This window comes from Marinobacter sp. DUT-1 (genome assembly GCF_050379415.1).
Classification (GTDB): Bacteria; Pseudomonadota; Gammaproteobacteria; order Pseudomonadales; family Oleiphilaceae; genus Marinobacter.
On record NZ_JBNRLS010000002.1, the window covers coordinates 654,700 to 666,318 of the forward strand.

Below are 11,619 nucleotides of genomic sequence, written 5' to 3' on the forward strand. Positions count from 1 at the left end.
CAGAATTGCGCAATTTAAAATCACGAGAAGCATATTCAAAGAGAGGTTTCTACTGAATGGCGAAATCAGATGTCATTGAAATGGAAGGCGTAATCATCGACACCCTTCCCAACACCATGTTCCGCGTTGAGCTGAGCAATGGTCACGTTGTGACTGCTCACATTTCCGGCAAGATGCGCAAGAACTACATCCGCATCCTGACGGGCGACAAGGTCAAGGTTGAGCTGACCCCCTATGACCTGAGCAAGGGCCGCATTGTTTACCGCGCCCGTTAATCTGCCTCAGTGACATCTGAAAAACCCCGCCACGGCGGGGTTTTTTATTGCCTGTAATATAAAAAAGCCGCTGCACAAGGCAGCGGCTTTGCCGGATAGACCGGAATCAGACGGCTTCCGCGGGTTCGTCCTCGTACTCGAACTCGAGTTCGTCCCCCTTCAGGTGGATATAGACGTCGCCGCCATGCTCGGACAGACGTCCGAACAGGATCTGCTCCGCCAGCGGCCGCTTGATCTTGTCCTGAATCAGGCGGGACATCGGGCGCGCACCCATGGTGACGTCGTAACCGCGCTCCGCGAGCCAGATCTTGGCCTCCTCGTCCACATGCAGGACCACATGCTTCTCGTCCAGCTGCGCCTGCAGCTCGGTGAGGAACTTGTCGACCACGTGGGTGATAGTCTCCTTCTGGAGATCACGGAACTGGATGATGCCGTCGAGCCGGTTACGGAATTCCGGTGTGAAGGTCTTGGTGATCACCTCCATGCCATCGGTGCTGTGATCCTGCTCGCTGAAGCCGATGGAACGACGGGCCATGCTCTCGGCACCGGCGTTGGTGGTCATCACCAGAATCACGTGGCGGAAGTCCGCCTTGCGGCCGTTGTTGTCGGTCAGGGTACCGTGGTCCATCACCTGCAGCAGCAGGTTGAAGACTTCCGGATGTGCCTTCTCGATCTCGTCAAGCAGCAGCACGCAGTGCGGATGCTTGTTGACCGCTTCGGTCAGCAGACCGCCCTGATCGTACCCGACGTAGCCCGGAGGTGCACCAATCAGACGGGACACGGTGTGCCGCTCCATGTACTCGGACATATCGAAGCGTACCAGTTCGATGCCCAGTACTTTGGCCAGCTGCTTGGTCACCTCGGTCTTGCCCACCCCGGTGGGACCCGCAAACAGGAACGCGCCTTCCGGCTTCTCCGGAGCCTTCAGACCCGCACGGGCAAGCTTGATGGCTGTGGCCAGGGATTCGATGGCCGGGTCCTGTCCGAACACCACCATCTTGAGGTCCCGCTCCAGGTTGCGGAGCAGATCCTTGTCGCTGGTGGACACATTCTTCGGGGGAATCCGCGCGATGTTGGCCACCACGTCCTCGATTTCCGAGACATCGACGGTCTTCTTGCGCTTGTTTTCCGGCAGCATGCGCTGGCGGGCACCGGCCTCGTCGATCACATCGATGGCCTTGTCCGGCAAGTGACGGTCGGTAATGTAGCGATCGGCCAGTTCCGCAGCTACCCGAAGGGCCTTGTCCGTGTACTTGAGATCATGGTGCTTCTCGAAGTTGGGCTTGAGGCCCTTGAGGATCTGGTAGGTATCCTCGACGCTCGGCTCGTTGACATCGATCTTCTGGAAGCGACGTGCCAGCGCGCTGTCCTTCTCGAAGATACCCCGGAACTCCTGGAAGGTGGTGGAACCGATACAACGGATCTCACCGGAGCTGAGCATCGGCTTGAGCAGGTTGGACGCATCCATCACACCGCCCGACGCGGACCCCGCACCGATGATGGTATGGATCTCGTCGATGAACAGGATCGCATGCTGCTGCTTCTTCAGTTCACTCAGCAGGCCTTTCAGGCGCTTCTCGAAGTCACCCCGGTACTTGGTACCGGCCAGCAACGCGCCCATGTCCAGGGAGTAGACCACCGCATCAGAGATGATGTCCGGCACCTGACCGTCCACGATCCGCTTGGCCAGGCCCTCGGCGATGGCGGTCTTGCCAACGCCAGCCTCCCCCACCAGCAGCGGGTTGTTCTTGCGGCGACGGGCCAGGATCTGGACCACCCGCTCGACTTCGTGTTCACGGCCGATCAGCGGGTCGATACGACCCTGACGGGCCTGCTCGTTCAGGTTGGTGGCATAGCTTTCCAGTGGCTTGGACTGGGAACCCTCTTCACCTGCCTCCTCGTGGGAAGCCTGGTCATGCCCTTCCTGATCCTCGGCACCCTGAACCCGGGAAATGCCATGGGAAACAAAATTGACCACGTCGATGCGGGCAATGCTCTGCTTCTTCAGCACATACACCGCCTGGCTTTCCTGCTCGCTGAAGATCGCTACCAAGACATTCGCACCGGTAACCTCCTTCTTGCCAGAGGACTGTACGTGGAAAACAGCCCGCTGCAGCACACGCTGGAAGCCCAGCGTGGGCTGGGTTTCACGTTCGCTGTCGTTACTGGGAATCAGTGGTGTGGTGGAATCGACGAATTCCACCAGTTCTTCCTCGAGGCGCTTGAGGTCAGCACCACAGGCTTTGAGGACGCCCACCGCCGATTCATTATTAAGCAGAGCCAACAGTAAATGCTCGACGGTCATGAATTCATGACGTTTGTCCCGGGCACTTTTGAAGGCCGTATTCAGCGTAATTTCAAGATCTTTGCTCAGCATGGGCCACCCCAACGTCTGTCAGTCCGCACGTTCAATCTCGCAAAGGAGCGGATGTTCGCATTCCGAGGAATACTGGTTCACCTGTGCTGCCTTTGTTTCTGCGATGTCTCGGGTATATACCCCACATACGGCTTTTCCCTGCGTATGGACGAGCAGCATCACCTGCGTCGCCTTCTCCTCGTTCATTCCGAAGAACTTCATCAATACATCCACCACGAAGTCCATGGGGGTGTAGTCATCGTTCAGAAGCACGACCCGGTAACGCGCCGGGCGCTTCAGAGCAGGCTTTTCGGGCGCAACACTGAGGTCGTCCTGTCGGCCTGGCTGATCGTCCTCCCCCTGATTCAATACTAGTAGAGAATTGTCGATAGTCCGCATGTTTCTTTACCGGTTTACTCGGTGTCCTCGGGTTAAATGTGGTTGTCCGGGGTCGGGTTTTCAAGCGGCCCGAGTCCCCGGGCGTGAGATATTTATCAATACGAGGATGATACAGCTTCCGGACCGCGTTAAACCACACATAACCTCGATAGAAACTATTGACTCCGGGCGCTGATTGGTCGACAGTTAAGGAGCATTGTAAAATAATGTAAATGTATGCGATGCAAACGTAACCAAGCGCGCAAACAAGCAACAGGATCCCGGCGGAGTTCCGGGATTCAGGGTGTAACGAATAATAAGAACTGACAGCAAAAGAACAGGGGAGTTCATCATGCCAAGAGGCAAGGTCAAGTGGTTCAACAATGCCAAGGGCTACGGATTCATCATCGAGGATGGCTGCAGCGACGACCTGTTTGCCCATTTTTCCTCGGTTCAGATGGATGGCTACAAGACACTGAAAGCCGGTCAGGCCGTAACCTTTGACAAAAAGCCCAGCGACAAGGGAATTCACGCAGTCAATATCGTGCCCGAGGACATGCCTTCCCGGCAGTCCCAGGCGCCTTCCGGTAGTAGCGAAAAGAAGTCCGCCCCCCGCGACGAGGACCGTGGAGACTACCCCCCGCGGGCAGTAAACGCCTGAGGCGGCAACCTGTTTCCCCATACCTGCCCGACAGGCAGGTATGAACCGGATGGCTGGCGCCAGCGCCAGCCGGGCTGTTGAGGACTCGTGCTCGACACGGCGGGCAGCATACGCTTACGCCCGAAGAGGCGTTTAGTGTCCAGACACCGGTTGCCAAATCCCCGGATTCGGGTACCCTGCAAACCTCCGTCCCGTCAGACCAGCAACCGACAGTATGCAACGCAGGCATGGCCGAACTCGTTCTGTTCAATAAACCTTTCCAGGTTCTCTGCCAGTTTACCGACCGGCCCAACGACCCGGACCAGCCCCCACGCCAGACCCTGGCAGACTGGATTCCCCTGAAAGATGTCTACCCGGCCGGTCGTCTCGATTTCGATTCCGAGGGTCTCCTGCTGCTCACCGGTGATGGCGCTCTGCAACACCGGATTGCCTCGCCTTCCCGGAAAATGCCCAAAACCTATTGGGTCCAGGTGGAAGGCGAAATTACTGACCAGGCACTGTCGCAGCTTGCCACAGGGGTCGAACTCAAGGACGGCAAGACCCGCCCCGCCAGGGCCAGGCGCATGAAAGCTCCCAAGGTGTGGCCCCGCGTTCCACCAGTCCGGCACCGGGAGACGGTACCCACCAGCTGGATCGAGCTGACCATTACCGAAGGCAAGAATCGCCAGGTACGACGCATGACCGCTGCTGTCGGCTTCCCCACACTGCGCCTGATCCGTTACCGTATCGGAGACTGGAGCCTGGACAACCTGGCTTCCGGGCAATACCGCACCGTTACGGTGAACGTGCCGGCTGCCAACCAACCGGCCAGACTTCAACGCCGCAGGAGACGCCCCCGATCATGACCTGGACACCCCACGCAACCGTTGCCGTAATCGTCGAAGATGACCGCGGGCGTTTTCTCATGGTGGAGGAAGTCAGTAGTGGACAGGTTGTCTTCAACCAACCTGCCGGACATGTCGAGGAAGACGAGGCTATCCTCGATGCTGTACGCCGGGAAACTCTCGAAGAAACCGGCTGGCAGGTCGAGCCCCGCCATTTCCTCGGGGTGTACACTTACAAGGCGCCGGCCAACGGCGTTACCTATTATCGCTTTTGCTATGCTGCAGAGGCGGTTCGCCACCGTTCCTCCGAACTCGACGATGGCATCATCGCCGCCCACTGGCTCGAGTTCGATGAGATCCGCCAACTCGGGGGCAAGCTGCGCAGCCCCCTGGTGCTCCAGTGCATAGAAGATTACCGAAAAGGCCGCCGTTACCCGCTTGACGTCATCGTCGATGCGCAGACGTGATTCCGCGGAAATGTTAGAATCCTCTGTTTTAGCGGCAACAGGGCTGACATGAGCACAACACCCGATACCAAGTCTCCGGAATCCACCCGTGTCATCGTCGGCATGTCCGGCGGCGTCGATTCTTCCGTGGCTGCCTGGCTCCTGAAACAGCAGGGGTACCAGGTCGAGGGCCTGTTCATGAAGAACTGGGACGAAGACGACGGCACCGAATACTGTACCGCCATGACCGACCTGGCGGACGCGCAGGCCGTGGCCGATGACATCGGAATCAAGCTGCACACCGCAAGCTTCGCGGCAGAATACTGGGACCGCGTGTTCGAACACTTCCTGTCCGAGTACAAGGCCGGGCGCACCCCCAACCCGGACATCCTGTGCAACAAGGAAGTGAAGTTCCGAGCCTTCCTCGACTATGCCATCACCCTGGGCGCGGATTACATCGCCACCGGGCACTACGCCCGTCAGCGCCCACTCGATGACGGATCCGGCAAGGCCCTGCTCCTGAAAGGCCTCGATCCCAACAAGGATCAGAGCTATTTTCTCCATGCGGTTTCCGGTGAGCGCATCGCCCGCACCCTGTTCCCGGTCGGCGAACTGGAAAAACCCGAGGTACGGCGGATTGCCGAGGAACAGGGCTTCGTCACCCATGACAAGAAGGATTCCACCGGCATCTGCTTCATCGGCGAACGGAAATTCCGGGACTTCCTGAAACAGTATCTGCCGGCCCAGCCAGGCGATATACAAACCCCGGACGGCCAGGTCATCGGCCGACACCAGGGCCTGATGTATCACACCATCGGCCAGCGCCAGGGCCTGGGCATCGGCGGTCTCAGCGAGTTCGGAGACGAGCCATGGTATGTGGCCGGGAAAGACCTCGCCCGCAACGTGCTGATTGCCGTTCAGGGCAAACACCATCCCCTGCTCTTTTCCCGGGGTCTGGTCTCGGGTCCGATCGACTGGGTCGCCGGCGAGCCACCGGCCGGGCAGTTCCGCTGCAAGGCAAAAACCCGCTATCGCCAGCCGGACCAGGACTGCGAGGTGACCCTGCTCGACGGCGGCGTGGAGGTTGTCTTTGACGATGCCCAACGTGCGGTTACCCCCGGTCAGTCAGTGGTCTTCTACGATGGCGAGGTCTGCCTCGGCGGCGGCGTGATCGAGGAAACCTGGCGTGACGGAGAGCCCCTGCCCCAGCGCCTGCTGAGTACGGAACAGAAGGAAGCCCGCGCATGAGCCGGTCCCTGCATGATCAGACCCTGGCGCTGGCCGGCGTGTTCCAGGCGGCCAACCTGGTGCAGCAGATTGCCCACAACGGCCAGTGCAACCCGGCATCCCTGGAGACCTGCATCCGTTCGCTGTTTGCCACGGATCCGCCCTCAACCCTGGACGTCTATGGCGGTGAACTGTCCGATATCCGGGAAGGTCTGGTTACCCTTTCCACAGTCATGAGCCAGCAAAGCAAGCAGCGGGACATCGAGGTACTCAAGTATGTACTCAACCTGATCCACCTCGAGTCCAAACTGAACCGGCGTTCGGACATGCTGGAAGTGATCGGCAGTCGTATCGATCAGGCCCGCCATACCGCAAGCCATTTTGGCTATACGCACGCCAACCTGATCGGCAACCTGGCCTCGATCTACGCCGACACCATCAGCACTTTCCGTCAGCGCATCCAGGTCACCGGTGATCCCGCGGTACTGCAGCGGGACGAGAATGCCGACAAGGTCCGGGCCCTCCTCCTGGCCGGCATCCGCTCGGCGGTGCTCTGGCGCCAGTGCGGCGGGCGCCGCTGGCAGCTGATCTTCTCCCGGCGCAAGGTCATCCACCACGCCCGGGAACTGGCCGAGAAGGCACGCCAGCCGCTGTAACGGCAAAGCCTGGATTAACGCTGATTCAGAGGGCCCGCTGGTGTATCATTGGCACCCCTGTTTCCCAGTTTGTTTCGATTCTTTGATCACTTGAGAGGTTTTCGATGGAACTCACCGCCCTGACCGCCATTTCCCCGGTCGATGGACGCTATGGCAGCAAAGTCAGCGTATTCCGCAGCATCTTCAGCGAGTATGGTCTGATCCGTAACCGGGTAACCGTCGAAATCCGCTGGCTCCAGAAGCTGGCCGCGCACCCGGAGATCACCGAAGTGCCTGCGTTCTCCGCCGAAGCCACCAGCTTTCTCGACAAGCTGGTCAGTGAGTTCAGCCTGGAAGACGCCGAGCGCATCAAGGAAATCGAACGCACCACGAACCACGACGTCAAGGCCGTCGAGTACTTCATCAAGGAAAAGATTGCCGAAGTTCCCGAACTGCATGCGGTCACCGAATTCGTACACTTTGCCTGCACCTCCGAGGACATCAACAACCTCTCCCACGCCCTGATGCTGCGCGAGGGCCTGGACCACGGCCTGTTGCCGGCCATTGATCGGGTGGTCGACAAGCTGGCAGATCTGGCAAAGGAGCACGCGGACCAGCCCATGCTGTCCCGGACCCACGGCCAGACCGCCTCCCCCACTACCGTGGGCAAGGAACTGGCCAACGTGGTCTACCGCCTGCGCCGCCAGCTGATGCAGATCCGTGAAGTGGAAATCATGGGCAAGATCAACGGCGCTGTGGGTAACTACAACGCCCACCTGTCTGCCTACCCGGACGTGGACTGGGCCGCCAACGCCGAAGAGTTCGTCGAGAGCCTTGGCCTGGACTGGAACCCGTACACCACCCAGATCGAGCCCCACGACTACATTGCCGAGCTGTATGACGCCATTGCCCGCTTCAACACCATCCTGCTCGACCTCGACCGGGATGTCTGGGGCTACATCTCTCTGGGTTACTTCAAGCAGAAGACTGTGGAAGGCGAAGTGGGTTCCTCCACCATGCCGCACAAGGTCAATCCGATCGATTTCGAGAATTCCGAGGGCAACCTGGGCATTGCCAATGCCCTGTTCGATCACCTGGCCGCCAAACTGCCGATCTCACGCTGGCAACGGGATCTGACTGATTCGACCGTTCTGCGGAACCTTGGCGTCGGCTTCGGCCACAGCCTGATTGCCTACGAAGCGACCCTCAAGGGTCTGGGCAAACTGGAAATCAACCCTGCCCGCCTGGACGAGGATCTGGACCACGCCTGGGAAGTCCTGGCCGAGCCGATCCAGACGGTCATGCGCCGCTACAACATCGAAAAGCCCTATGAAAAGCTCAAGGCTTTGACCCGGGGCAAGGCAATGACTCCGGAAGTGATCAAGAATTTCGTGGAAACCCTCGACATTCCGGACGCCGCCAAGGCAGAGTTGATGGCCCTCACACCGGGCAACTACATCGGTAATGCCATCGAGCAGGCGCGCAACATCTGATAGCGGGAGCACACCATGGATATGCTTGGCGGACTGACACCTTCCGAGTTTCTGCGGGACTACTGGCAGAAAAAACCCTTGGTGATCCGCCAGGCGTTCCCCGGCTTCCAATGCCCGGTAAGCCCTGACGAGCTGGCCGGCCTGGCCTGCGAGGAGGGTGTGGAATCCCGGATCGTCATCGAGAACGACAACGGCAAGCGCTGGCAGTTGCACAACGGCCCCTTCACCCCCGACCGGTTCAGCGACCTGCCGGAGCAGGACTGGACGCTTCTGGTACAAGGCCTGGACCACTGGGTTCCGGAAATTGCCGATCTGCTCGAACACTTCCGGTTCATTCCCAACTGGCGCCTGGATGACATCATGGCCAGCTACGCCCCGAAAGGTGGCAGCGTCGGCCCCCATTACGATCAGTACGATGTGTTTCTGCTCCAGGCTCAGGGCCATCGCCGCTGGACCTTCGGCGGTCAGTGCGACCATACCTCGCCCAGAGTGGAAGGCACGCCCCTGCGGATTCTGAGCAGCTGGGAAGGCGAGGAAACCGTCACCCTGGCTCCGGGCGATATGCTCTACCTGCCGCCGGGCATCGGCCATCACGGGGTGGCCGAGGACGACTGCATTACCCTGTCGGTAGGGTTCCGGGCGCCCACCGTCGACGACATCCTGACAGGTTTCACCGACTTTCTGTGTGGCCAGTCAGATGCCGCCGAGCACATCAACGATCCCGACCTCAAGGTCCAGGACAACCCCGGCACCATAGCCCCGGAAGTCATTGACCGGCTTAACGGCATCATCCAGGAGAAAGTCGGCAACCGGCGACAACTGGCCCTGTGGTTTGGCCAGTACGCCACCGCACCAAAGAGTCTCGACATCGTGGTCCCCGCCGACGAGCCCGCCTCCGCAGAGGACCTGGCCGAGGCCATCGGCGCCGGCGAACAACTTCGATGGAACGAGGGGTCCAGGTTTGCGTTTTATGAACTCGGCGAAGACACCGCCTTGTTTGTGGATGGTGAGCAATACCTGCTCAAGGGCGATGCCCGTCCACTGGCGCCGCTGCTATGCGCCGCTGCCCGTGTCGACATGGAGGCACTCTCCGGGTTTGCTTCGGACCCGGCCCTGCTCGGACTGCTGACGACCCTGTACAACCAGGGCTCGGTCTATTTCGAATAGGAGTGTCATGACTGTCCGGATTCGCAAGTACAGCTGGCAGCTGGCCCCCGGCCATATCCGGGAGATCCGCCAGCGCGTGTTTATCGAAGAACAGCGGGTGCCGCCGGAGCTGGAGTGGGACGATACCGACGAGATTGCGGATCATTTCCTGGCGGTACTGCCTGACAACACCCCGGTGGGCGTGGCCCGACTGTTCTCCAGTCTTGACGAAACTGCGCACATCGGCCGCATGGCAATCCTGCCGGACTATCGGGGCAAAGGCATCGGACAGGCGTTGCTGCGCCACCTGCTCGCAGAGGCCGCAGGCCAGTATGAAGAAGTCCGGCTGTCCGCCCAGGAACACGCGATTCCTTTCTACCAAAGATCCGGATTCCATGTGTGCTCTGACGTCTATGACGATGTCGGTATTCCCCACTATGACATGCGTTGCCTTGCGCCGGAGCTCGCCATAGCCGCACTGGAGGAACGCGACAACCCCCTGCTACTGGAAGCGGATCGGCAAAGCTGGCTGTTTGATAACGAGCCCCACATGCTGGCCCTGATGGACTCCCTGGCCGGTCAGGCGGGGCAGCGGATCTGGCTGTATGACCGGTTGCTGGAACACGACCTGTACGACCGTTTCCGGTTCCGGGAGCTGATTTCCGCCCTGGCCCGTCGCCACCGTCTCAGCGAAGTCCGGCTACTGATCCACGATGACAAACCCCTGGTCAAACGCCGTCACCAGCTGGTGGAGCTGATGCGCCGGCTGCCCAGCCGGATTGAGCTGAAGCTGGTGAACGACGACTATCCGGTGGAGGATCAGCCGTTCATGCTGATCGATCGGGAGGGCGTGCTGTACCGCCACAACTTTTACAAGCCGGATGGCTTCTGCAACTTTTCCGACAGTGGGCGGGTGAAGCTGCTGTCAGAGGCGTTCCAGCGCATGTGGGACGCCGGGCGAAGCTCCCTGGAGCTGCGCCAGCTACCGCTCTGAATGGCGGACCTGCGGCAGGTCTGCGGATTCAAAGCGGGCACCGAAGGGCGCGAACTCCTCATCCACTTCCTCTGCCACCTCGGCGATCAGCTTCCTCAGCCACTGGTGATCCGTGTTGTGCTGCAGTAACGGGCTCCAGGCCATTTTCAGCTCGAACGGCGGTATTTCGAACGGCGGCACCTTGACCACCAGGTTGGGGTTGTCCTTCTGAAGCCAGGCCGCCCGTGACGGCAGGGTGGCAATCAGATCGTGCTGCTCGGCCAGCAGCATCGCCACCTGGTAGTGGCGAGTGAACACGGAGATTTGCCGCTTGGCCCCCATGCGCCCGAGCGCCTCATCCACCCAGCCAAGACGCTGCACGTCTTTGGGATTCACCCCCACACCAACGCCAAAACCGGTCTTGCTGACCCAGATATGGCTCGCCGCCAGGTAGGTATCCAGGGTGAACGGCTCCTTGAGGATCGGATTCCGGGCATTCATCAGGCAGGCGAAATACTCGGTCCAGAGCGTTTTCTGGTGAAACGACTGGGGAATCTTGTCGAAGCGGTTAATGGCCATATCCAGCCGCCCCTGCTCCACGTCCAGGAAGCTCACGTCACTGGGGGTCAGCACATCCAGGGTGACATGGGGCGCCTCCTGGCGGATCCGGCGCAGGACCCGGGGCATCAGGCAGGATTCGGCGTAGTCACTGGCCATAATCCGGAACACCCGTTGGCTCTCCATGGCCGAGAATGGCGTTTTCTCCTGAACCGCCTGTTCGATATCCGACAGGATGCCTCGAACCAGCGGCTGCAGTTCCCTGGCCCGCTCCGTGGCGGTCATGCCCTCGCTGGTTCTGACCAGTAACGGATCGGCAAACAGATCCCGCAATCGACGCAGGCCGTTACTCATGGCAGGCTGGGTGATCCCGAGATGGTTGGCCGCCTTGGTCACGTTGCGTTCCCGCAACAGCACATCCAGATACACCAGCAGGTTGAGGTCGACACGGGAAAGATCCATCAGGCGCTCCGGCGTTGCGTCAGGGAAAGTCGGATAGCGGCTAGCCAGCCAATCGCTACATTCACCGCAATGATACATCTGCGATAGAAAATTCACAAAATCTATAGGATGGATTCTCCACGTTATTCAAAACACGGATTCCATTCGCCTTTTCTGCTACCCTTGCCCTCGCGTGTTGAATACTA

Annotated in this window: 12 protein-coding genes; 9 read left to right on the forward strand and 3 right to left on the reverse strand. The window is 59.8% G+C overall.

The genetic code is table 11. The features are described 5' to 3' along the window. Nucleotides 1-56: 56 nt before the first annotated feature. On the forward strand, nucleotides 57-275 hold the full coding sequence (infA, locus tag ACQUTG_RS08645; RefSeq protein ID WP_014421226.1) for a translation initiation factor IF-1: 219 nt from the start codon (nucleotides 57-59) through the stop codon (nucleotides 273-275). 106 nt (nucleotides 276-381) lie between these two features. Here infA and clpA read toward each other — a convergent pair whose 3' ends face one another. Together clpA and clpS are read right to left on the reverse strand one after the other, a co-directional pair. Beyond that, nucleotides 382-2,652, reverse strand: a complete 2,271-nt coding sequence (gene clpA, locus ACQUTG_RS08650) for an ATP-dependent Clp protease ATP-binding subunit ClpA (protein ID WP_428919011.1) — start codon at nucleotides 2,650-2,652, stop codon at nucleotides 382-384. 18 nt (nucleotides 2,653-2,670) lie between these two features. Next, the gene (clpS, locus tag ACQUTG_RS08655; protein ID WP_091999910.1) at nucleotides 2,671-3,030 is read right to left on the reverse strand and encodes an ATP-dependent Clp protease adapter ClpS; all 360 of its coding nucleotides are present in this window, start codon (nucleotides 3,028-3,030) and stop codon (nucleotides 2,671-2,673) included. Nucleotides 3,031-3,361: 331 nt separating this feature from the next. On the opposite strand from clpS, the gene ACQUTG_RS08660 reads away from it, so the two are divergent. The 8 genes from ACQUTG_RS08660 (at nucleotide 3,362) to ACQUTG_RS08695 (ending at nucleotide 10,435) form a co-directional block, all read left to right on the forward strand. Beyond that, the gene (locus ACQUTG_RS08660) at nucleotides 3,362-3,670 is read left to right on the forward strand and encodes a cold shock domain-containing protein (protein WP_428919012.1); all 309 of its coding nucleotides are present in this window, start codon (nucleotides 3,362-3,364) and stop codon (nucleotides 3,668-3,670) included. Nucleotides 3,671-3,897: 227 nt separating this feature from the next. Further along, on the forward strand, nucleotides 3,898-4,515 hold the full coding sequence (locus ACQUTG_RS08665; protein WP_428919013.1) for a pseudouridine synthase: 618 nt from the start codon (nucleotides 3,898-3,900) through the stop codon (nucleotides 4,513-4,515). Further along, nucleotides 4,512-4,961 carry an NUDIX hydrolase gene (locus tag ACQUTG_RS08670; protein WP_428919014.1) on the forward strand — a complete coding sequence of 150 codons (450 nt, stop codon included), beginning with the start codon at nucleotides 4,512-4,514 and terminating at the stop codon, nucleotides 4,959-4,961. Before ACQUTG_RS08665 ends, ACQUTG_RS08670 begins: the two co-directional genes overlap by 4 nt. A 48-nt stretch (nucleotides 4,962-5,009) precedes the next feature. Next, nucleotides 5,010-6,188 carry a tRNA 2-thiouridine(34) synthase MnmA gene (gene mnmA, locus ACQUTG_RS08675; protein WP_428919015.1) on the forward strand — a complete coding sequence of 393 codons (1,179 nt, stop codon included), beginning with the start codon at nucleotides 5,010-5,012 and terminating at the stop codon, nucleotides 6,186-6,188. Then, entirely contained in the window at nucleotides 6,185-6,823 is a 639-nt protein-coding gene (hflD, locus tag ACQUTG_RS08680; RefSeq protein WP_428919016.1) for a high frequency lysogenization protein HflD, read from the forward strand. Before mnmA ends, hflD begins: the two co-directional genes overlap by 4 nt. Nucleotides 6,824-6,927: 104 nt before the next feature. After that, entirely contained in the window at nucleotides 6,928-8,295 is a 1,368-nt protein-coding gene (gene purB, locus ACQUTG_RS08685) for an adenylosuccinate lyase (protein ID WP_428919017.1), read from the forward strand. Between the two features lie 15 nt (nucleotides 8,296-8,310). Beyond that, nucleotides 8,311-9,462, forward strand: coding sequence for a JmjC domain-containing protein (locus tag ACQUTG_RS08690; protein WP_428919018.1), 1,152 nt, complete (start codon nucleotides 8,311-8,313; stop codon nucleotides 9,460-9,462). Between the two features lie 7 nt (nucleotides 9,463-9,469). Continuing rightward, a complete protein-coding gene (locus ACQUTG_RS08695; protein ID WP_428919019.1) occupies nucleotides 9,470-10,435 on the forward strand; it encodes a GNAT family N-acetyltransferase in 966 nt (321 codons plus the stop codon). Here the strand turns inward: ACQUTG_RS08695 and ACQUTG_RS08700 are convergent. After that, nucleotides 10,424-11,434 (reverse strand): LysR family transcriptional regulator, encoded by a 1,011-nt coding sequence (locus tag ACQUTG_RS08700; RefSeq protein WP_428919020.1) that lies wholly within the window; start codon nucleotides 11,432-11,434, stop codon nucleotides 10,424-10,426. The genes ACQUTG_RS08695 and ACQUTG_RS08700 overlap by 12 nt on opposite strands. Nucleotides 11,435-11,619 lie beyond the last annotated feature (185 nt).